Annotated in this window: 20 protein-coding genes; 13 read left to right on the forward strand and 7 right to left on the reverse strand. The window is 61.3% G+C overall.

Annotated elements, in window-relative coordinates:
* Nucleotides 1–31: 31 nt before the first annotated feature.
* Nucleotides 32–904, reverse strand: a complete 873-nt coding sequence (locus M5B43_RS07800; RefSeq protein ID WP_248749550.1) for a LysR substrate-binding domain-containing protein — start codon at nucleotides 902–904, stop codon at nucleotides 32–34.
* Nucleotides 905–1037: 133 nt separating this feature from the next.
* On the opposite strand from M5B43_RS07800, the gene M5B43_RS07805 reads away from it, so the two are divergent.
* Nucleotides 1038–1199: a hypothetical protein gene (locus M5B43_RS07805; protein ID WP_003172386.1), complete on the forward strand. Its 162-nt coding sequence runs from the start codon at nucleotides 1038–1040 to the stop codon at nucleotides 1197–1199.
* A 143-nt stretch (nucleotides 1200–1342) separates the two neighbouring features.
* The gene (gene ccoM, locus M5B43_RS27225) at nucleotides 1343–1459 is read left to right on the forward strand and encodes a cytochrome c oxidase subunit CcoM (RefSeq protein WP_049709599.1); all 117 of its coding nucleotides are present in this window, start codon (nucleotides 1343–1345) and stop codon (nucleotides 1457–1459) included.
* A 152-nt stretch (nucleotides 1460–1611) separates the two neighbouring features.
* On the opposite strand, the gene M5B43_RS07810 is transcribed toward ccoM, so the two are convergent.
* Entirely contained in the window at nucleotides 1612–3087 is a 1476-nt protein-coding gene (locus M5B43_RS07810) for an inorganic phosphate transporter (RefSeq protein WP_248749551.1), read from the reverse strand.
* A gap of 333 nt (nucleotides 3088–3420) precedes the next feature.
* Nucleotides 3421–3621 (reverse strand): hypothetical protein, encoded by a 201-nt coding sequence (locus M5B43_RS07815; protein ID WP_003172389.1) that lies wholly within the window; start codon nucleotides 3619–3621, stop codon nucleotides 3421–3423.
* A gap of 531 nt (nucleotides 3622–4152) precedes the next feature.
* Between M5B43_RS07815 and pcaR the strand changes: the two genes are divergently transcribed.
* From pcaR to pcaC, 11 genes are all read left to right on the forward strand, one after another.
* Entirely contained in the window at nucleotides 4153–4995 is an 843-nt protein-coding gene (gene pcaR, locus M5B43_RS07820; protein WP_025855315.1) for a pca regulon transcriptional regulator PcaR, read from the forward strand.
* A 157-nt stretch (nucleotides 4996–5152) separates the two neighbouring features.
* Nucleotides 5153–6493, forward strand: a complete 1341-nt coding sequence (locus M5B43_RS07825) for an MFS transporter (protein ID WP_248749552.1) — start codon at nucleotides 5153–5155, stop codon at nucleotides 6491–6493.
* Between the two features lie 146 nt (nucleotides 6494–6639).
* Nucleotides 6640–7497 carry a CoA transferase subunit A gene (locus tag M5B43_RS07830; protein WP_248749553.1) on the forward strand — a complete coding sequence of 286 codons (858 nt, stop codon included), beginning with the start codon at nucleotides 6640–6642 and terminating at the stop codon, nucleotides 7495–7497.
* On the forward strand, nucleotides 7497–8276 hold the full coding sequence (locus tag M5B43_RS07835) for a CoA-transferase subunit beta (RefSeq protein WP_248749554.1): 780 nt from the start codon (nucleotides 7497–7499) through the stop codon (nucleotides 8274–8276). Before M5B43_RS07830 ends, M5B43_RS07835 begins: the two co-directional genes overlap by 1 nt.
* On the forward strand, nucleotides 8273–9475 hold the full coding sequence (gene pcaF / locus M5B43_RS07840) for a 3-oxoadipyl-CoA thiolase (protein ID WP_248749676.1): 1203 nt from the start codon (nucleotides 8273–8275) through the stop codon (nucleotides 9473–9475). The genes M5B43_RS07835 and pcaF overlap by 4 nt, the downstream gene beginning before the upstream one ends.
* A 17-nt stretch (nucleotides 9476–9492) precedes the next feature.
* The gene (gene pcaH / locus M5B43_RS07845; RefSeq protein WP_248749555.1) at nucleotides 9493–10197 is read left to right on the forward strand and encodes a protocatechuate 3,4-dioxygenase subunit beta; all 705 of its coding nucleotides are present in this window, start codon (nucleotides 9493–9495) and stop codon (nucleotides 10195–10197) included.
* 1 nt (nucleotide 10198) lies between these two features.
* Complete coding sequence (pcaG, locus tag M5B43_RS07850) at nucleotides 10199–10765, forward strand: protocatechuate 3,4-dioxygenase subunit alpha (RefSeq protein ID WP_248749556.1); 567 nt, start codon at nucleotides 10199–10201, stop codon at nucleotides 10763–10765.
* Between the two features lie 186 nt (nucleotides 10766–10951).
* On the forward strand, nucleotides 10952–12247 hold the full coding sequence (locus M5B43_RS07855) for an MFS family transporter (protein ID WP_248749557.1): 1296 nt from the start codon (nucleotides 10952–10954) through the stop codon (nucleotides 12245–12247).
* Between the two features lie 10 nt (nucleotides 12248–12257).
* Nucleotides 12258–13622, forward strand: a complete 1365-nt coding sequence (locus M5B43_RS07860) for a 3-carboxy-cis,cis-muconate cycloisomerase (protein ID WP_248749558.1) — start codon at nucleotides 12258–12260, stop codon at nucleotides 13620–13622.
* A gap of 10 nt (nucleotides 13623–13632) precedes the next feature.
* Nucleotides 13633–14424 (forward strand): 3-oxoadipate enol-lactonase, encoded by a 792-nt coding sequence (gene pcaD, locus M5B43_RS07865; protein ID WP_248749559.1) that lies wholly within the window; start codon nucleotides 13633–13635, stop codon nucleotides 14422–14424.
* Between the two features lie 200 nt (nucleotides 14425–14624).
* Nucleotides 14625–15017 carry a 4-carboxymuconolactone decarboxylase gene (gene pcaC / locus M5B43_RS07870; protein ID WP_024073913.1) on the forward strand — a complete coding sequence of 131 codons (393 nt, stop codon included), beginning with the start codon at nucleotides 14625–14627 and terminating at the stop codon, nucleotides 15015–15017.
* Nucleotides 15018–15020: 3 nt separating this feature from the next.
* Here the strand turns inward: pcaC and M5B43_RS07875 are convergent, their stop codons facing one another.
* From M5B43_RS07875 to M5B43_RS07890, 4 genes are all read right to left on the reverse strand, one after another.
* The gene (locus M5B43_RS07875; RefSeq protein WP_248749560.1) at nucleotides 15021–15920 is read right to left on the reverse strand and encodes a polysaccharide deacetylase family protein; all 900 of its coding nucleotides are present in this window, start codon (nucleotides 15918–15920) and stop codon (nucleotides 15021–15023) included.
* An 83-nt stretch (nucleotides 15921–16003) separates the two neighbouring features.
* Nucleotides 16004–17254 (reverse strand): OprD family porin, encoded by a 1251-nt coding sequence (locus M5B43_RS07880; protein WP_248749561.1) that lies wholly within the window; start codon nucleotides 17252–17254, stop codon nucleotides 16004–16006.
* Nucleotides 17255–17406: 152 nt separating this feature from the next.
* Entirely contained in the window at nucleotides 17407–19092 is a 1686-nt protein-coding gene (locus tag M5B43_RS07885; protein WP_248749562.1) for a J domain-containing protein, read from the reverse strand.
* A gap of 11 nt (nucleotides 19093–19103) precedes the next feature.
* A complete protein-coding gene (locus tag M5B43_RS07890) occupies nucleotides 19104–20801 on the reverse strand; it encodes a molecular chaperone HscC (RefSeq protein WP_248749563.1) in 1698 nt (565 codons plus the stop codon).
* Nucleotides 20802–20833 lie beyond the last annotated feature (32 nt).

Genomic DNA, 20833 nt, shown 5'->3' on the forward strand with positions numbered 1-20833 from the left:
GGATAGATCTCACTCGACGTATCGATAAAACTCATGTGTCGGCGCAGGTTTCCTTCAGCCATTGGCTGAAGCACTCGGCGGCTTCGCTCAGAGGGCCTTGGGCGGCGATCAGCCAATAGCCTATTTCGCTGTGATAGGGCGGCCAGTCGAACGCTTCCACCAGGCTACCCTCCTGGAGCTTGCGCTCGATCAAGCGATGACGGCCCATGGCGATGCCTTGGCCGGCCACGGTGGCTTCGACCACGATGTTGTAGTCATGCAGCATCACGCGGGGATGATGGGTGAGGTCGACGTGGTAATGCGCGGACCAATCTGTCCACTCGAAAGGGCGGTGCGAGGTGGCCATCAACAAGGGACCGTTACGCACATGACTGGCCTTGAAGGCCGGGCTGCATACCGGTGACAGGGTTTCGGCCATCAACCGTGTGGCTTGCACGTCAGGCCAGTCGCCTTTGCCATAACGGATGGCCAGGTCGACCTCGGCCGCCGCGACATTGGCCAGTTGAATCGCGGGCAGCAGCTCCACCTGGATATGCGGATAGCGGTTGAGGAACTCGGCTAATCGCGGCGCAAGCCACAGGGTGGCGAAGGATGCCAGCAGGCCAATACGTAAGACGCGGGGGCTGGGCGCGGCCCGTTGGCTACGGGTGGCGGCGGCGATGGCATCCAGGGCCGGACGGATGTCGTCGTAGTAGTGTTGACCGTCTACCGTCAGGTCAATCGCACGGGTACGCCGGATGAACAGTGGTTTGCCCAAGTGCTGTTCGAGCTTATGGACCTGATGGCTGAGGGCGCTTTGGGTCACTGACAGCTCGCTCGCCGCCTTGATAAAACTCAAGTGCCGCGCCACGGCCTCGAAAGCGCGCAGGGCCAGCAGCGGGGGAAGCTCCTTGTGCAGTGCCACCTGAGTGCGCCTCCTGGGCAGGCTGGAAAGTGCCGATTTTGGTCGATGACCTGCATTTTGTCGCGAGCTTATTTGCCGTCGGACGGGGGAGGCCGCATTATTGAGGTCTTCCCGCCACGACGTAAGCCAAGCCATGAGTGATGATGACAAGTTGATCGACCTGAATGCCGAACGTGCCAAGCGTGTGCATGACCTCAATGATAAACGCTTGAATGAAGTGCGCCAGGCGTTTGAACAGGCGATGCCATTAGGTAAGGCCAAGAAGAAACCCAAGAACAAACCGAAAAAACGTTGAAACAACCTGCCTTTGTTGATGCAGGTCAGTTATTGCCCTTCTTTACGCCCCGTTGCGGGCGACATTGATCCTCGTCAATTTTCCAACTCGCCTTCTCCATTAACTTAGTCCTATCGCAACAGGGCACGTGCAGGAGGCCGGTCATGTTTTTCGATAATGTGGTATTTGCCGGAGTGCTGACTGTAAGCCTCATGGTGATGTTTTTTGTAGGGTTTGGAATTTTTATCTGGAAAGACGCGAACAAGCGTAAAAAACCATAGGTTTTTCCGGGTTACATGAGCACGCAAGGCATTTTGGGCGACTTCGGTCGCCCTTTTTTTGTGCGGGATTCAGCGGCGCTCAATAAACGTTGCGCATAAAAAAAGGTGCGACCGCTCAGAGCGGTCGCACCTTCTTTTTCAGCCGTTGGTTATCAGTTGCCCAATGCCTTGGACGCCAACCAGAACAACCCGGCCGACAGGCCGACAGTGGCGGGCAGGGTCAAGACCCAGGCCATCAGGATCGTCTTCACCGTGCCGCCTTGCAGGCCGCTCTTGTTGGCAACCATGGTGCCGGCAACACCCGACGACAGCACGTGGGTGGTCGAAACCGGCAGGCTGAAGATGTTGGCCAGGCCAATCATGCTCGCGGTGGTGATCTGTGCCGACATGCCCTGGGCATAGGTCATGCCCTGCTTGCCGATTTTCTCACCGATGGTCAGTACCACGCGTTTCCAGCCGACCATGGTGCCCAGGCCAAGGGCCAGTGCGACCGCGAGGATCACCCAGAAAGGCGCGTACTCGGTGGTGGCCGTCAGGTCTTTGCGCAGTTTGTCGAGGTCGGACTTCTCACGTGGGTCCAGGCCCGGCAGCTTGCCGACTTTCTTCGCGGTGTCGTCCAGGCATAGCAAGTAGCGACGTACTTCAATGCGGTGGTCGGAGGTCAGCGAATGGTAGTCGGAGACACCTTTCAATGTCTCCAGCAAAGCATTGATGGTCGGCTCAGTCTGCTGTGGGTTGCACTGGAACTTGCCTGGCAGGTCGTCCTTCACACTTTTACCCAGGGCCAGGAACTCACCGAGGGTCTCGTGGTTACGCTGGTAGAACTGGTTCAAGTGCAAGGTGGCGTCACGGGTACGTTCGATCTGGTAGGTGGTGCTGCCCAGGTCGAGTACGAACTGTGCCGGCACGATACCGATCAGTACCAGCATGATCAGGCCGATACCTTTCTGACCGTCATTGGAACCGTGCACGAAGCTCACGGCCATGGCGGAAATCACCAGGACCAGGCGGTTCCAGAACGGCGGGTGTTTCTTGTCGTCGAGCTTGCGGCGCTGGTCCGGGGTCTTGTGCATCTTCGACAGCGGGCGCCACCATTTCAGGCCGACCAGCACCAGGGCTGCGACGAGGAAACCGGCCATCGGCGAGAACACCAGGGAGGCGCCGATATCGACTGCTTTCTGCCAGTTAACCCCGTCAGCCAGCGGGATATCGTTGATCAGGGCGTTGGCCAGGCCGACACCGAGGATCGAGCCGATCAGGGTATGGGAGCTGGAGGCAGGGATGCCGAAGTACCAAGTGCCCAGGTTCCAGGTGATCGCCGCGGCCAATAAAGAGAAGACCATCGCCAGGCCATGGCCGGTGTTCACATTGATCAGCAACTCCACCGGCAGCAAGTGCACGATGGCATAGGCGACACCGACACCGCCGAGCAACACGCCGAGGAAGTTGAACACCCCGGAGAAGAACACGGCCAGGTGTGGCGGCATGGCTTTGGTATAGATGACTGTGGCCACCGCGTTAGCGGTGTCATGAAAGCCATTGATGAACTCGAAGGCGAGGACAAAGGCCAGGGCGAGCAACAGGCTCACTAGAACCCAAGCATCCAGTCCGCTGAATAAATCGATCATGAAGGTTTTCTGACCCGGTCGTAAGGGGGCGCGATTATGCCAGAAAACCTCAGTAATCGATGCATTAGCTGCTCATCGGTAACAATCTTCATTGAAAAAACACGTGCGAAACGGGCGCATCCCAGGGTTTTCGGGGCTTTGGCAAGTCTTTGATTTATAAAGCACAGGGCTGAAAAGACCGGGTTTCGTCATGAAAACGTCATGCTTGAAACATTTGTATGAAATTTCGTGAGCAGCAGTAGGGCACTGACCAGCGGGCGCCGGTACGCGGTGCTCTCCGCCAGTGATGGACCGGCAGAGACAGCAAGTCCCCGGAGGCTCGAATCGAAGGGCTTATGGCTCTTCGGCTTTGAGTTCCTGTTCAATCTTTTGGATTTCCTGAGCAAATGCCTGGTCCAGCAGGCTGGCTCGCTTGCGCCATGGCTTGCGTTCCGGCTCGGGTTGGGCAGCGTAGGTGGTGACTTCCCCGCCGTAAACGTCCTTGTAACGTTGCTCCTGGCGCTCAAGTTCCGCGCGCAGTTCGTCTTTCGTCACAGTGTTACCTAATTGAGTTGAGATTATTGACGGTGCAGTGGCATGCCTGAAAGTCGTCCTCGGATTGTTTCAAATTGAACAGCGGAACCGTTCAAGTTAGAAAGAGAGCCGGGGGCGGTTCTTTATAAGCGGTTACTTGTGACCGGCGACGCATAAATCTCACGACGCCTGGTGAGCTCCAATCCCGCTATTTAATACCGGGCTGACCTCTGCACAGGCTGCATTATAGCGGCGCATTTGAATAACACTATCATCATGAAGTTAAAAAGCGTCAACGTCGTGTGAGGCTTTTGTTACAGGCAGGTGTCAGTCGTTGCGAAAACCCTCGCCCTGCATTCAGCACTCTTCTACTAATAAAGGACGTTGCGCGCGCAGGGGGCGTCGCTTACACCGGGTCGCCAAATTGCGATTATCGAATGATCGTCCGATAATCGCCCGATGTTGTTGGGCCTGCCTTGTGTATCCTGACGGGCGCGGCTTGTAATAGCGGCCAACCCTCCTGCGGTTGAGAATAAGAGAAAGGACCCTGAAATGAACGATCAATTGCGCAACTCCTTTGCGTCAGTGGCGCCGCCGATCGTGGCTTCACCGGCCAAGCGCATCCAGGCGTTTACCGGCGATCCGGACTTTATGACGTCCCTGGCCCGTGGCCTGGCGGTGGTGCAGGCTTTCCAGGAGCGCAAGCGTCACCTGACCATCGCCCAGATCAGCCATCGCACGGAAATCCCCCGTGCCGCCGTGCGCCGTTGCCTGCACACGTTGATCAAACTGGGCTACGCCACCACCGATGGGCGCACGTATTCGTTGTTGCCGAAAGTGCTGACGCTCGGCCACGCCTATCTGTCGTCCACACCGCTGGCCGTTTCGGCCCAGCCTTATCTGGACCGCATGAGCGAGCAGCTCCATGAAGCCTGCAACATGGCGACCCTTGAAGGTGACGACATCCTCTATATCGCCCGGTCTGCGACCACCCAGCGCCTGATCTCCGTGGATCTGTCGGTGGGCGGGCGCTTGCCGGCCTATTGCACCTCCATGGGGCGCATCCTGCTCGCGGCGCTGGACGACGCGTCGTTGCAGGACTACCTCGACCATGCCGACCTGCAAACCAAGACCAGCCGCACCCTGACCACGCCCGAAGCGTTGTTCGAATGCCTGCAGCAAGTCCGCCAGCAGGGCTGGTGCATCGTCGATCAGGAGTTGGAGCAAGGTCTGCGTTCCATCGCCGTACCGGTGTATGACGCCTCCGGCCAGGTACTGGCCGCGCTCAACGTCAGCACCCACGCCGGGCGGGTCAGCCGCAGCGAGTTGGAACAGCGTTTCCTGCCCAGCATGCTCAGCGCCAGTCGCGAGCTGAGTGCGCAATTATTTGCCTAAGGTGTTCGGTGACCGCACAGATCCCGGCGTGATCAATTGACGATGTTTCCCCTGGCTTATTACTGTGCGGCAGCGCTCTGGAGGCTCTAGAGCGTGCCCCAATAATAATGACGGCCCCAAGGTCGTTGGCCCGCCCATCGGTGTGGAAATAACAATAATGAATCAACCTTCTGTCGGCACCACCCTGGACGTGCAGTCCTTTATCAACGCGCAGCCGCTGTCACGCTACCAGTGGCGCGTGGTCATCCTGTGTTTTCTGATTGTGTTCCTCGATGGCCTCGACACCGCCGCCATGGGCTTCATCGCACCGGCGTTGTCCCAGGACTGGGGCATCGACCGCACCAGCCTCGGCCCGGTGATGAGCGCCGCGTTGATCGGCATGGTGTTCGGCGCACTGGGTTCCGGGCCGCTGGCTGACCGCTTCGGGCGCAAAGTCGTGCTGGTTAGCGCCGTGCTGGTGTTTGGGGCGTTCAGCCTGGCCTCGGCCTATAGCACCAACGTCGATCAACTCCTGGTGCTGCGCTTCCTGACCGGGCTGGGCCTGGGTGCGGGTATGCCCAATGCCACCACGCTGCTGTCCGAATACACCCCCGAGCGCCACAAATCGCTGCTGGTGACCAGCATGTTCTGTGGTTTCAACCTGGGCATGGCCGGTGGTGGGTTTATCTCTGCCAAGTTGATCCCGGCGTTCGGCTGGCACAGCTTGTTGATGATCGGCGGCATCCTGCCGTTGATTCTGGCCGTGGTGCTGCTGGTGTGGCTGCCGGAATCGGCGCGTTACCTGGTGGTGCGTAATCGCGGTGCCGACAAAGTGCGCAAGGCCTTGTCCCCCATCGAGCCTGACCTCGTTGCCCGAGCGACAGGCTTCAGCGTGCCGGAACAAAACACCGTCAAGGCGCGCAATGTGTTTGCGGTGATCTTTTCGGGTACCTACAGCGCCGGCACCTTGTTGCTGTGGCTTACCTACTTCATGGGCTTGGTGATTGTTTACCTGCTCACCAGTTGGCTGCCGACCCTGATGCGCGACAGCGGCGCCAGCATGGAGCAGGCCGCGTTTATCGGCGCCTTGTTCCAGTTTGGTGGAGTATTGAGCGCCGTCGGCGTGGGCTGGGCGATGGACCGGTTCAACCCCCACAAAGTCATCGGCACGTTCTACCTGCTGGCTGGAGTATTTGCCTACGCCATAGGGCAGAGCCTGGGCAACATCACGTTGTTGGCGACCTTGGTGCTGATCGCCGGGATGTGTGTCAACGGTGCGCAATCGGCAATGCCGTCCCTGGCCGCACGCTTCTACCCGACCCAAGGCCGTGCTACCGGTGTGTCGTGGATGCTGGGTATTGGCCGCTTTGGCGCGATCCTCGGCGCATGGATGGGCGCGACCTTGCTCGGCCTGGGCTGGAACTTCGAGCAGGTGCTCACCGCCCTGGTGATCCCGGCCGCCTTGGCGACAACCGCTGTGGTGATCAAAGGCATGGTCAGCCATGCGGATGCGACCTGAGACTGATTGATAGCAAGCCAACAATCCGTTCGATAATCGAACGCTGAGTCGATTATCGGATTGTTCGGCCCATTCCCCCGGCTTAATCTTCAAGCACTTCGGCGCCCCTGTGCGCCATTTTCGATCAACACCGGGAGCCCAACCCCATGGCTGAAATTCTCACCTTGCGTGATGCGGTCAAGCGCTTCGTGAATGACGGCGACACCGTCGCCCTCGAAGGCTTCACCCACCTGATCCCTACGGCCGCAGGTCATGAAATCATTCGTCAAGGCAAGAAAGACCTGACGCTGGTGCGTATGACGCCCGACCTGATCTACGACCAGTTGATCGGTGCCGGTTGCGCACGCAAGTTGATTTTTTCCTGGGGCGGTAACCCGGGGGTAGGCTCCCTGCATCGCTTGCGCGACGCCGTGGAAAAACAGTGGCCACAGCCGCTGGAGATCGAAGAACACAGCCACGCCGACTTGGCCAATGCCTACGTCGCTGGTGCCTCCGGCCTGCCGTTCGCAGTGCTGCGTGCCTACGCCGGTTCCGACCTGCCCAAGGTCAACCCGCTGATCAAGACCGTGACCTGCCCCTTCACTGGCGAAGTGTTGGCGGCGGTGCCGTCGGTACGTCCGGACATCACCGTGATCCACGCACAAAAGGCCGATCGCAAGGGCAACGTCTTGCTCTGGGGCATTCTCGGGGTGCAAAAGGAAGCGGCCCTGGCGGCCAAGCGTTGCATCGTCACCGTGGAAGAAATCGTTGATGACCTGAACGCGCCGATGAACAGCTGCGTACTGCCGACCTGGGCCCTGACGGCGGTGTGCCATGTCCCCGGTGGAGCACACCCGTCCTATGCCCACGGTTATAACGAGCGTGACAACCGCTTCTACCAAGCGTGGGACCCAATCGCCCGCGACCGTGAGACCTTTACTGCCTGGATTGACGAATACATCCACGGCACTGCCGATTTCAGTGAATTCCAGGCCAAGCTGGCCACCGCGCAGGAGGCCAAGTAATGGCTTACTCCACCAATGAAATGATGACCGTCGCCGCCGCGCGTCGCCTCAAGAACGGCTCGGTATGCTTCGTCGGCATCGGCCTGCCGTCCAAGGCGGCCAACCTGGCGCGCCTGACCTCATCGCCGGACGTGGTACTGATCTACGAATCCGGTCCGATCGGGGCCAAGCCTAGCGTACTGCCGCTGTCCATCGGTGACGGCGAACTGGCGGAAACCGCCGATACCGTGGTGCCTACAGGTGAGATCTTTCGTTACTGGCTGCAAGGCGGGCGTATCGACGTAGGCTTTCTTGGCGCGGCGCAGGTCGATCGTTTCGGCAATATCAACACCACCGTGGTGGGCGACTATCACCAGCCCAAGGTGCGTTTGCCGGGGGCCGGTGGCGCGCCGGAGATTGCCGGGTCGGCCAAGAGCGTGCTGATCATCCTTAAACAGTCGTCCCGCTCGTTTGTCGACAAACTGGACTTCATTACTTCTGTCGGTCACGGCGAAGGGGGCGATTCACGCAAGCGTCTCGGCCTGCCCGGCGCGGGGCCCGTAGGCATTATTACCGACCTGTGCATCATGGAGCCGGAAGCGGGCAGCCATGAGTTCGTGGTCACCGCGTTACACCCTGGCGTGACCCGTGAGCAAGTGGTCGCCGCCACTGGCTGGGCGATTCGCTTTGCCGACCAGGTGAGCACCACCGCAGAACCGACCGAGACCGAACTGACCGCCCTGCGTGAACTTGAAGCACGCACGGCCGCCGCCCATGGCCAAGCACCGGGAGAAGCCTGATGCGTGACGTTTTTATCTGTGATGCGATTCGCACCCCTATCGGCCGCTTCGGTGGCGGCCTGTCCAGCGTGCGTGCCGACGACTTGGCGGCGCTGCCGATCAAGGCCCTGATCGAACGCAACCCGTCGGTCGATTGGAGCGCTGTCGACGAGGTATTCCTTGGCTGTGCCAACCAGGCCGGTGAAGACAACCGTAACGTGGCGCGCATGGCGCTGTTGCTGGCGGGCCTGCCGGAGAGTATCCCCGGCGTGACCCTCAACCGTTTGTGTGCCTCGGGCATGGATGCGATCGGCACGGCCTTTCGCGCCATTGCCAGCGGTGAAATGGAACTGGCGATTGCGGGTGGCGTTGAGTCGATGTCCCGTGCACCGTTCGTGATGGGCAAGGCCGATGCGGCGTTTTCGCGCAACATGAAGCTGGAAGACACCACCATCGGCTGGCGTTTCATCAACCCGCTGATGAAGGCCCAGTACGGCGTGGATGCCATGCCACAGACCGCCGATAACGTGGCTGACGACTACAACGTCTCCCGCGCCGACCAGGACGCTTTCGCGCTGCGCAGCCAGCAACGCACCGCCGCCGCGCAAGCCGCAGGCTTCTTTGCCGAGGAAATCGTGCCGGTGCGGGTCGCCCATAAAAAAGGCGAAACCGTGGTGGAGCACGACGAGCACCCAAGGGACACCACCCTGGAGGCCCTGGCCAAGCTCAAACCGGTCAATGGCCCGGACAAGACGGTCACCGCCGGCAATGCCTCGGGCGTGAACGATGGGGCCGCGGCGCTGATTCTCGCGTCTGCCGACGCCGTGAAGAAACACGGCCTGACCGCCCGCGCTCGTGTGCTGGGCATGGCCAGTGCCGGTGTCGCGCCGCGCGTCATGGGCATCGGCCCGGTGCCGGCGGTACGCAAGCTGGTGGAACGCCTGGGGCTGGCGGTCACTGACTTTGACGTGATCGAACTCAACGAAGCCTTCGCCAGCCAAGGTCTGGCGGTGCTACGCGAGCTGGGCATCGCCGACGATGCACCCCAGGTCAACCCGAACGGTGGCGCCATCGCCCTTGGCCATCCCTTGGGCATGAGCGGTGCGCGGTTGGTACTCACGGCCCTGCACCAGTTGGAGAAAACCGGCGGCAGCAAAGGCTTGGCGACCATGTGTGTGGGCGTCGGCCAAGGTTTGGCCCTGGCGATTGAACGCGTCTAACAAGAGAGGATTGCTCCATGAGTGACAAGCCCGGTTACCGGCGCCCGCAAGCGGGCACTCAACCTGATTACCTGCACCCGGCCTATCAGTCGACGAACTTGCGCTCGCCGTCCAAGCCGTTGGTGTTTCTGCCCCATTCGTTGTCGGAAATTACCGGCCCGACCATCGGCGCCGAGCGTATCAATGAGAAGGACAACGACCTGACTGCCCAGCATGACGGCGAGCCCCAAGGCGAGCGCATCATCATTCATGGGCGTGTGCTGGACGAAAACGGCCTGCCAGTGCCGGGTATCCTCGTGGAGATCTGGCAGGCCAACGCCGCCGGTCGCTACAACCACAAGCGCGACCTTCATGATGCGCCGCTCGACCCGAATTTCACCGGCACCGGGCGCACCGTCACTGACGCCGATGGCTGGTACCAGTTCCAGACCATCAAGCCCGGTGCCTACCCGTGGGGCAACCACCACAATGCATGGCGCCCGGCGCATATCCATTTTTCGCTGTTCGGCCCGAGCGTGCTGACGCGGTTGGTGACACAGATGTATTTCCCGGGCGACCCGTTGCTGGAGTACGACCCGATCTACAACTGTGTACCGGATACCCGTGCCAAGGAGCGCCTGATCGCGCGTTTCGACCTGGAAAAAACCATTCCTTCCTATGCCCTCGGCTACCGCTGGGACATCGTCCTGCGCGGCCGCGACGCCACGCCGATGGAGAAATGAGATGACACTCAATGCGACTACGTCCCACACCGTCGGGCCGTATTACCACATCGGCCTGACCTGGCTGAACCGTGAAGACCTGACTGTGCCGGCCACCCTCGGCGAGCGTGTGGCGATCAGCGGGCAAGTGCTGGACGGCAACGGTGATGTCGTCAACGACGCCATGCTGGAAGTCTGGCAGGCCAATGCCGCCGGTAAATACGACCATCCTGAGGATGAGCAGGACAAGGCCGTCGACCCCAACTTCGAAGGTTTCGGCCGGGTGCCGGTGGATGCCGAAGGGCGTTTCCGTTTCACCACCATCAAGCCGGGCAGTGTGCCGGGCCTGAAGGGCACGACCCAGGCGCCGCACCTGGTGGTGCTGGTATTTGCCCGTGGGTTGGTGAAGCACTTGCTCACGCGGATTTATTTCGACGGTGAGGCGTGCAACGGCGATGACCCGTTGCTGGCGTGTGTACCGGCCGAGCGTCGCAGTACGTTGATTGCCAAGCCGGATGCGGCAGGGGTTTATCAGTGGAATGTGGTGTTGCAGGGCACAGATGAGGAAACGGTGTTCTTCGACTACTGAGTGGGCTTTCGGGCCTCATCGAGGCAAGCCCCCTCCCACACTTGGACTGGTGAACACCTTCAAATGTGGGAGGGGGCTTGCCTCGATGAGGCCCTTCCTGGCAACACCTATCCGAAAGTCTGCTTGCAGAACATGGTTGTTGCAAAGTATGTCTAGGCTATAACCGTTCCCACTGAGTGAAAAAACATGACAACAACAACGAGTCACTACACCGGAGAAGAGCGCAGCAAACGGATTTTTGCGATTGTCGGTGCGTCCTCCGGCAACCTGGTCGAATGGTTCGACTTCTACGTCTATGCCTTCTGCGCCATTTACTTCGCCCCGGCGTTTTTTCCGTCGGACGACCCTACGGTCCAACTGCTCAACACCGCCGGTGTATTTGCCGCCGGGTTCCTGATGCGGCCAATCGGCGGCTGGTTGTTTGGCCGGGTGGCCGACAAGCACGGGCGCAAAAACTCGATGATGATCTCGGTGCTGATGATGTGCGCCGGTTCCCTGGTCATCGCTTTCCTGCCCACCTACAAAGACATCGGTGCCTGGGCGCCGGCGCTGCTGTTGGTGGCGCGGCTGTTCCAGGGCCTGTCGGTGGGGGGCGAATACGGCACCACGGCAACCTACATGAGTGAAGTCGCGCTCAAGGGCCAGCGCGGTTTCTTTGCCTCGTTCCAGTACGTGACCCTGATCGGCGGGCAACTGCTGGCGGTGTTGGTGGTGGTGATCCTGCAACAGATCCTCACCGAAGAAGAACTGCGTGCCTGGGGCTGGCGTATTCCGTTCGTGATCGGTGCCATTGCGGCGGTTATTTCCCTGCTATTGCGGCGTACCCTGAAGGAAACCACCAGTAAGGAAATGCGCCAGGACAAGGACGCCGGCAGCATCGCCGCGCTGTTCCGGGACCACAAGGCGGCGTTTATCACCGTGCTCGGCTACACCGCCGGCGGCTCGCTGATTTTCTACACCTTTACCACCTACATGCAGAAGTACCTGGTGAACACTGCCGGGATGCACGCCAAGACGGCCAGCTACATCATGACCGGTGCACTGTTCCTCTACATGTGCATGCAGCCGCTGTTCGGCATGTTGGCGGACAAGATCGGCCGTCGTAACTCGATGCTGTGGTTCGGCGCACTGGGTACGCTGTGCACGGTGCCGATCCTGCTCAGCCTGAAAACCGTCAGCAGCCCGTTCCTGGCCTTCGTGCTGATCACCCTGGCGTTGGCCATCGTCAGTTTCTACACCTCCATCAGCGGCTTGGTGAAAGCGGAAATGTTTCCGCCTCAAGTACGCGCCTTGGGTGTTGGCCTGGCTTATGCCGTGGCCAATGCGATCTTCGGTGGCTCGGCGGAGTATGTAGCCTTGGGCCTCAAATCCATGGGCATGGAAAACACCTTCTATTGGTACGTTACCGTGATGATGGCGGTGGCCTTCCTGTTCAGCTTGCGTCTGCCCAGGGAGGCGGCGTACTTGCACCACGATCTGTAAGGGATGAGTTATGACACTGCGCACGAGCAATCAACTGTTCGACGCTTATTTCACCGCTGACAGCATGGCCGAGGTGTTCTGTGACCAAGGGCGCTTGCAGGGCATGCTGGATTTCGAGGCCGCGCTGGCCCGGGCGGAGGCCCGGGTCGGTTTGATCCCCCAGGCCGCTGTCGCACCGATTGCTCAGGCATGCCTGGCGTCACTGTACGACGTGGATGCCCTCGGCGTGGCCATTGCCACGGCGGGCAATTCGGCGATTCCGCTGGTGAAGGCGCTGGGCAAGTTGATCGCCAGTGAAGACGCCGACGCCGAGCGTTATGTGCACCTGGGTGCGACCAGCCAGGATGTGATGGATACCGGATTGGTGTTGCAAGTGCGACAGGCGCTGCGGTTGATCGAAACCGACTTGGCGCAATTGGGCGACGTGCTGGCAGCCCAGGCGCAGCGCTACGCCGCCGTGCCGTTGGCCGGACGTACCTGGTTGCAGCACGCGACGCCGGTCACCCTGGGGATGAAAATCGCCGGTTGGCTGGGGGCGGTAACGCGCAGTCGCCAGCGCCTTGCCGAGTTGAAACCGCGCCTGTTGGTGCTGCAATTTGGCGGTGCCTGCGGCACGCTGGCGGCACTCGGTGAGCAGGCAATGCCAGTGGCCGAAGCCTTGGCCGCCGAATTGCAACTGACCTTGCCCGAACAGCCCTGGCACACACAGCGTGATCGCCTGGTGGAGTTTGCCGGCGTGCTCGGCCTGATCGCCGGTAGCCTCGGCAAGCTGGGCCGCGATATCAGCCTGTTGATGCAAACGGAAGCGGCGGAAGTGTTCGAACCATCGGCACCGGGCAAAGGCGGGTCGTCCACCATGCCGCACAAACGTAACCCGGTGGGTGCCGCGGTGTTGATCAGCGCCGCGACCCGTGTGCCTGGGTTGGTGGCGACGATGCTCAGCGCCATGCCCCAGGAGCACGAGCGCAGCCTGGGCTTGTGGCACGCCGAATGGGAGACCTTGCCGCAGATTTGCCGGCTGGTGTCCGGCGCCTTGAAACAGGCGTTGCTGGTGAGTGAAGGGTTGGACGTCGACCCTGAGCGCATGCTGCAAAACCTCGACCTGACCCAGGGCCTGGTGCTGGCCGAAGCCGTCAGCATCGTCCTCGCTCAACGCCTGGGTCGTGAGACGGCGCACCATCTGTTGGAGCAGTGCTGCCAACGTGCCGTCGCTCAACAGCGGCATCTACGTGCGGTACTCGCAGACGAACCGCAGATCACCGCTGAGCTGTCAGCGGCCGAATTGGACCGCTTGCTCGACCCCGCGCACTACCTGGGCCAGGCCCAAACCTGGGTCACCCGCGCCGTGACCGAACACTTTGCATTGACCGCCTGAGGAGACCGCTGTGGCCTTTGTACAACTCGCCGAGGGCGAACTGCATTACCAATTGGATGGGCCGGTGGATGCACCGGTGCTGGTGCTGTCCAACTCCCTGGGGACCAGCCTGCATATGTGGGACATCCAGATTCCGGCCTTCACCCGACATTTTCGTGTGTTGCGCCTCGACACCCGTGGCCACGGCAAATCCCTGGTCACCCAAGGGCCGTACAGCATTGAGCAACTGGGGCGTGACGTGATTGCGCTGCTGGATGCGCTGGATATCCCGCGTGCACATTTTTGTGGCTTGTCCATGGGCGGCTTGATCGGCCAGTGGCTGGGGATTAACGCGGGTGAGCGCTTGCACCGCCTGGTGGTGTGTAACACCGCCGCCAAGATCGGTACGCCTGAGGTGTGGAACCCACGCATCGAAATGGTCCTGCGCGACGGTGCAGCGGCGATGGTCGCCCTGCGCGATGCATCGATTGCGCGCTGGTTCACTGAGGATTTTGCTGCGGCCAACCCGCACCAGGCCAAGCAGATCACCGACATGCTTGCGGCCACGTCCCCCGAAGGCTATGCCGCCAACTGCGGTGCCGTGCGCGACGCAGATTTTCGTGAGCAATTGTCGTCGATCAACGTGCCGACCCTGGTGATTGCCGGCACTGAAGATGCCGTGACACCGCCCGCCGGCAGCCACTTTATCCAGCACCATGTACGGGGCGCCGAATACGCCGAGTTCTATGCGGCCCACCTGTCCAACGTCCAGGTCGGGGCGGATTTCAGCAACCGAGTGCTGAAGTTCCTGCTGGCCGATTAAACCCTGTGGCGAGCGGGCTTGCCCCGCGTTGGGCCGCGAAGCGGCCCTGATACAGTCACCGCGTTTTTCCAGGGTGAACCTCGTTGCCAGGTTTTGGGGCGGCTTCGCCACCCAACGCGGGGCAAGCCCGCTCGCCACTACAGGCCCGGTCACCCCCCCCAGGTGATCGAGCTGACACCTAATTGAAACAGGAGCTTTTTGTGGACGAGAAACAACGTTACGCCGACGGCCTGCAAGTGCGCCGCGAAGTGCTGGGCGACGCGCATGTCGACCGCAGCCTGAATGCGCTGACCGAGTTCAACAGCGAGTTCCAGGAAATGATCACCCGCCACGCCTGGGGGGATATCTGGACCCGCCCTGGCTTGCCACGGCATACCCGCAGCCTGATCACCATCGCGATGCTGATCGGCATGAACCGCAGTGAAGAGTTGAAGTTGCATCTGCGGGCCGCCGCCAGCAATGGGGTGACGCGTGCCGAGATCAAGGAAGTGCTGATGCAGAGCGCGATCTACTGCGGGATTCCGGCGGCGAATGCGACCTTTCACCTGGCAGAGTCGGTGTGGGATGAGCTGGGGGTCGAATCGCGAGAGTAAGGCTCAGTGGGAGTCCGCGTCCCACACCCAGTTCCATACACCGGGCAGGTGCACGGGCTCGTCCACCTCCTTGACCGTGCGCGCCAGCGCTGCCCGCTCCAGCGTGGCATGGTCGGTGTAGAACGGTTCGACGGCGGTTTTCACGCCGTTGATGCGCGCGCTGTCCATCAGGATCTGCAAGTATTCCTGCAAGTGCCGAGCGGTGTAGCGGTTGATATCGTGGAAGGTCACCACCACCGGGATTACGCCCTCTACCGTCGGCAGTTCCCCCAGCGCAATGCGCTCGCGCACCACCGACAGCTGCCGATACAAATTGGCCCGGCGGCGCGGGCTGCCATTGAAACCCCAGATCTTGCCGTCGTTGGCACTCAGGTCCGTCAGCAATACGTGCATGCCGTGGCGCTGGTAGGCGGCGAAGGTGCGTTTGTCGTAATTCCAGAACGGTGGGCGTACCAGCAGCGGGGGCGCGCCGGTAATGCTGGCAATATCTGCTGCGCCTTGGGTGAGGGTGCTTTCCAGCTCGGCGTCATTCAGCCAACGGTGATTGGTATGAAACGCCGTGGCCGTGTGGAAGGCCAGGATATGCCCAGCGGCATGTTCGCGCTCCATGGTCTTGCGGCCGCGCGGGCTGCCGCCTGCGCGGGACGCCTCGGTCTGTACGAAGAACACGGCCTTGATGCCTGGCAGCAGCGGGTTTTTTGCCAGGTCGGCCACCACCGACCGGCTCGGGTTGTTGTAGCCCGAGGCACTCGGGCCGTCGTCGAACGTCAGCAGGAACCGGACCGGTGCTTGGGCGAGCAGGCGCTGTTCGGTCTGTGGTGTCAGCGGGATGGGCGCGCTGATGCAGCCGCCCAGGCTCAGGGCCAGGGCCATCAGTACGGTCGCTATGGCGAAGGATTTCATGGTGCGCACGGGCTCGAATAAAGACCGCTGCTGGGTGGATCAGCAGCGGCAGGCGCGCACCATACCGCAAGTGCTGCGCGGGTTTACAGCAGACTTATCGGGTAGCTGACGATCAACCGGTTTTCGTCGAATTCATTATTGCTGTAATCCCTGCGCATGCTGGAATTGCGCCAGCGTACGTTGAGATCCCTGAGCACGCCGCTTTGCACGGTATAGCCGATTTCGCTCTCGCGGCCCCATTCCTTGCCGTCCGTCACCGTGCCGCTGTGCACGTTGCTGCCGCTGAGATAGCGGTTCATCAGGGTCAGGCCGGGAATGCCGAGGGCGGCGAAATTGTAGTCGTGGCGCACTTGCCAGGATTTCTCCTGGGCATTGTCGTAGCTGGCGTTGTAACTGTCGTTGGCCAGGGTGCCGCCGCTGGTGCCGTTGACGCGCATCCAGGCACTGTTGCCGGTGAGTTTTTGCAGGCCGACGTAAAAGGTGTTGCCGCCGTACTTGGCGGAGAACAGGCCGGACCAGGTCTTGTTGTCCAGCTCGCCTGCGCGGGCGCTGCCATCGTCCTTGCCGTAGAAGAACCCGAGGTTGGCGCCCAGGGTCCAGTCGCCGACAGGTTGGCTGTGGATCAGGTTGATGTATTGCTGGCGGTAGATGTCCTTGAGCTGGGCATTCCACAGGCCGATCTGGGTGCGTTTGTCGTTGAACGCGTATTCGGCGCCCTGGAAGTTGAAACGATCGGAGGTGAACGCGGGTTTTCCGGTCATCGACAAGTCGCTCATGCTGCTGTCGTCCCGTGGGCTGTTGGCACGGAATTGGCCGCCATACAGCGTCAGGCCGTCGATCTCCTTGGAGGTGATCTGCCCGCCGCGCAGGGTTTGCGGCAGCGAGCGGCCATCATCGGCCCGCAGGATCGGCAATACGGGCATCCATTCACCGACTTTGGCTTCGGTCTTCGAAATGCGTGCCTTGAAGGCAACGCCCAGGCGCCCGAAGTTATCCGCCGGGCGGCCGTCGTGGTCCAGCGGCAGCAGCTGAGTGCCGCCGGTACCGCGTCCGCCATCGAGTTTTTGCGAGTACAAACCCAGCACATCCAGACCGAAACCGACCGTACCTTGGGTAAAGCCGGATTTGGCGTCGAGGATGAAACTTTGCGTCCACTCCTGCGCGCCGCCCTGGGCTTTGGTCGGGTTGGTGTAATTGCGGTTGAAGAAGAAGTTGCGCAGGTTGAGGTTGGCGCTGGCGTCTTCGAGAAAGCCGTGCTCTTCGGCGATGGCGGGAAGGGCAAGACTGGCGACAGCGGTAGCCAGCAACAGCTGGCGCGGTTGGAAAGTGCTCATGGTGTTGGACCTGTTGTTATTGGGGTTATGCAGGTGGCGGCCATGGTGCGCGGCGGTGTGGGGGCGATGAAAGTGGGGGAGAGCGGGTTGTGGGCGATGATCGAACGCAAGTTGACGGGCCTGTGCGTTGCGCGCAGGCCCGGTGGTTATGGTTAGCGTTTGGGCAGGTCGATGTGGGTCCAGGGGACGGCGGGCAGGTAGTGCTGAGCGGCAATGATCACCGCCACCATGACCACCAGGAACACCCCTTGCAGCGGGCTCCAGAAGGCCCAGTGCAAGCCGTTGATCCAGGGGTAGTCGTGGCTGAATTTATGGCTCATGTGGCCCATGCGTTTGGTGTGCAGCAGGTTGATCAGCAGCATCCCGGCATAGGTCACCGCGCCCAGGATGCCGAGCATCAGCCCGCAGGCCACGAGCATGGCCAACTGCGGTATGCCATGGCGTAACACCAGCCAGTACTGGTTGGGGTTGAGTCGCTTGGGGATCAAGTACTGGCTCAGCCATAGGTCTTGGACCATGAAGGAGGCACTCATCCCGGCCCACATCTGGGTGATGCGAAAGCCGACCCCCGCCGGCATGATCGCCAGTATCAGGAAGATGAGCACGGCTCCGAAGTCGAGCTTATCGGATTTATCGTGGACGAGGTTCAGGCCGACGCCCAAGACGAAGATGGCCCAAAGCCGGATCAGCACCTGGGTGTAGATCGGCCGGGGGACAAATTTGCGCCAGAAAAACAGGTCGGTCTGGGGCAGGCGCTCAACCAGTTGCGGATAACGCCAGGTCAGGGTTTCCGCCAGATGCCGGCACGCGCTCCAGTCGTTTTCGCCGAACTTTTCGATGATGCGCATTTGCTCGGTGGTGGTCATGGGCGTGAGCAGCAAGCGTGCAGCCAGGGCGTCAGGGGAGGTGCGCCGGGGATCCTGGGCCTTGTCTTGCAGGCTGGCATAAAAGCTTTCCTGCTCGCAGCGTGACACCAGCTCGCGCCACATCCAGGCCGGTTCCGGGTGCACCGCTTTCTGGTCGTCCCAGCCAAACGTCTGGCACACGCGGTCGAACAGCGGCACGCCCCATTGGGTGTCGTGCAGCAGTTGCAGGATGATGCGCTGCCATTGTTGCTGCTGGTCGAACACCCGCAGCCAGGGCTGGCTGTTGTACTGCGTCAGTTGGGTGATGAACTCGCGCTCGGCCTTTTGCTCCAGCAGCTCCTGCAGGCTGAGGCGGTAGTCCTGCAGCAGTTCACTGGTCAGTGCATCGTGCTGCCACGGCGTCATGGTCACCCGTTGCCAAGGCGTCAGCCATTCCAGGTGTTGCATCGCCCAGTGGGCGATCGCGCTGCGTTCGCCGGGGGCTTCGAAGCAATGGCGCAGCAGGCCGGACTGGAAGGCGTCGGTACAGTCCTGCTGCTGGGCTTGGGCCCAGCGTTCATCGAGGTTGTGCAGGTTGAGGTCGCTGAGCAGTACTTGGGCCGGGTTCGGTCTAGGGGCTTCAGACGGCGCCGGGCTGAGTGGGCTGAGGTCCATCAGTTCGGCAAGCTCAGTGGCACGCTGGGCCACCGGTGGCTCGAAGGCAGCGGCGCTCAAGGGGCGAACATCCATCAATTCGGCCAGGTCGTTGAGGTTGGCGTAGCGCTGTTCGACGACGGGTGTTTCGCGCTCCTCTTCCTCGTTGTCGGCACGCCAGCGCGCGTACCTCAACGCTTCCTCGTAGGCTTCGCGAAGGCGCTGGAAACCCTCGGGGTCATCGTCCGGGCGGCAGCTTTTCAGCAGCCGCGCGTAGGTGCGCTTGATGGTGCGCTCATCGGCATCGTCCGCCAGTTGCAATACAGTCCAACAGTCCATGTGGTTGTCCCTTAGCGCCAGAACCCGTTGTCGAGTTGCTCAAGTTGTCGGGTCAGTTCGCTGCGGGCCTCACGGATGCGGCGTTCATCCTGGGTGTCGAGCACTTGCTGGAACTGCGCGGCCCAGTGCCCGAGTTGCTCGCGCAACTCGCCCAGGCTCTCCTGATAGAGCCGTTCGAGACGCGCAGTCAGCACCGTGTTGACCTGCTGGTCGCGTGGGTGAATCTTCAACAACGCCAAGGCTTGCAGGCGTTCCTGGATTTGCTCCGGGCTCAGCACGCCAGGGTTGTTCTCGATCACCAGCGAGTGTTGCTCGCCCGTCAGCGGGATCTTCACTTGGGCTTCGAGCAAACCGTTGTTGTCGTAGGTGAAGCGCACATCCAGCGTGACTTCACCGGCCTTGCGCTTGGGCACCGGGATCTCCAGTTGGCCCAGCTCGATGTTGTCTTTCACCAGGCGGCTCTCGCCCTGATAAATCTTCAGCAATACGCGGGACTGGTCGTCGTGAAGCGTGACCACGCTTTTGACCCGGCTCACCGGCACGCTGCTGTTGCGTTCGATCAGTGGCAGGTAATGCCCGCTTTCGATATGCCCACCGTATTGGTTCGAGGTTTCGATGCCCAGGGTGTAGGGGCAGACGTCGGTCAGCACGATCTCTTCCAGCGCAGCCGATCGGGCTTTGAGCGCGGCCTGGATCGCCGCGCCATGGGCGACCACTTGGTCGGGGTCGAGGCTGATGGACGGAAACCGCCCGAACAAACCGGCGGCCAGTTTGCGCACCAGCGGCATGCGCGTGGTGCCGCCGACCAGCAGGATTTCATCCAGGTCGCCGACCCGAATCCGTGCGTCGCGCAGGGCGCGTTCGATCGGTGCGCGCAGGCGCTCCAGCAGTGGTATGTACAGCTTGGCAAGTTCAGCCTGGGTGATGGTTTTAACCCATTGCTGGCCGTCGACCCGCAGCGCGAACTCGGCGCTGTCGTCCTGGCCCAAGGCTTTACGCACGCGCTCGGCTTCGCGGCGCAGGGCTTGCAACACGCTGCTGGTGGGCGGGAAACCCTGGGCATCGCGCTGGCTGTCGACGAAGTGTTCCAGCAGCAGGGTGTCGAAGTCTTCGCCGCCGAGGAAGTTGTCGCCGGCGCTGGCTCGCACTTCCATCACGCCGTCGAACAGCTCGATGATCGATACGTCGAAGGTGCCGCCGCCGAGGTCGAACACCAGGAACGAGGTTTCCTTGTCACGCTGGTGCAGGCCGTAGGCCAGGGCCGCAGCGGTGGGTTCGTTGATCAGTTTTTCAACGTTGAGCCCCGCCAGTTCACCGGCAATGCGCGTGGCCTTGCGTTGGCCGTCGCTGAAGTAGGCGGGCACGCTGATCACCGCTTCAGTGACGGTGTGGCCGTAGGTGCGCTCGATGTCTTCTTTGAGGCTTTTGAGCACCAGCGCCGAGAGCTCTTCAGGGCGGAACGAGCGGTCGCCGAGGCGCACTTCGGTGGCACTGCCCATGTAGCGCTTGAACAGCGAAGTGGTGAGGTGCGGGTGGGTATGCAGGCGCTCCTTGGCGGCTTGGCCGACCAGGACGCGGCCTTGATCATCCAGGCCGACCACACTCGGGGTCAGCAACTGGCCCAGGGCATTGGGCACCATTTCGGTCGCATCGCCGCGCCAGACGGCGGCAAGACTGTTGGTCGTCCCCAAGTCGATTCCTACGATCATTACGACAAGCTCCCTCTGTGGTCTGTAAGAAT

The sequence above is a fragment of the Pseudomonas sp. MWU15-20650 genome, assembly GCF_023242475.1.
Classification (GTDB): Bacteria; Pseudomonadota; Gammaproteobacteria; order Pseudomonadales; family Pseudomonadaceae; genus Aquipseudomonas.

Bases quoted from the DNA above. Each gene is read 5' to 3' on its own strand.
- M5B43_RS07805 (WP_003172386.1), top strand. From the start codon at position 1,038: ATGAGTGATGATGACAAGTTGATCGACCTGAATGCCGAACGTGCCAAG.
- ccoM (WP_049709599.1), top strand. From the start codon at position 1,343: ATGTTTTTCGATAATGTGGTATTTGCCGGAGTGCTGACTGTAAGCCTC.
- M5B43_RS07810 (WP_248749551.1), bottom strand. From the start codon at position 3,087: ATGATCGATTTATTCAGCGGACTGGATGCTTGGGTTCTAGTGAGCCTG.
- pcaR (WP_025855315.1), top strand. From the start codon at position 4,153: ATGAACGATCAATTGCGCAACTCCTTTGCGTCAGTGGCGCCGCCGATC.
- M5B43_RS07825 (WP_248749552.1), top strand. From the start codon at position 5,153: ATGAATCAACCTTCTGTCGGCACCACCCTGGACGTGCAGTCCTTTATC.
- M5B43_RS07830 (WP_248749553.1), top strand. From the start codon at position 6,640: ATGGCTGAAATTCTCACCTTGCGTGATGCGGTCAAGCGCTTCGTGAAT.
- M5B43_RS07835 (WP_248749554.1), top strand. From the start codon at position 7,497: ATGGCTTACTCCACCAATGAAATGATGACCGTCGCCGCCGCGCGTCGC.
- pcaH (WP_248749555.1), top strand. From the start codon at position 9,493: ATGAGTGACAAGCCCGGTTACCGGCGCCCGCAAGCGGGCACTCAACCT.
- pcaG (WP_248749556.1), top strand. From the start codon at position 10,199: ATGACACTCAATGCGACTACGTCCCACACCGTCGGGCCGTATTACCAC.
- M5B43_RS07855 (WP_248749557.1), top strand. From the start codon at position 10,952: ATGACAACAACAACGAGTCACTACACCGGAGAAGAGCGCAGCAAACGG.
- M5B43_RS07860 (WP_248749558.1), top strand. From the start codon at position 12,258: ATGACACTGCGCACGAGCAATCAACTGTTCGACGCTTATTTCACCGCT.
- M5B43_RS07875 (WP_248749560.1), bottom strand. From the start codon at position 15,920: ATGAAATCCTTCGCCATAGCGACCGTACTGATGGCCCTGGCCCTGAGC.
- M5B43_RS07880 (WP_248749561.1), bottom strand. From the start codon at position 17,254: ATGAGCACTTTCCAACCGCGCCAGCTGTTGCTGGCTACCGCTGTCGCC.
- M5B43_RS07885 (WP_248749562.1), bottom strand. From the start codon at position 19,092: ATGGACTGTTGGACTGTATTGCAACTGGCGGACGATGCCGATGAGCGC.
- M5B43_RS07890 (WP_248749563.1), bottom strand. From the start codon at position 20,801: ATGATCGTAGGAATCGACTTGGGGACGACCAACAGTCTTGCCGCCGTC.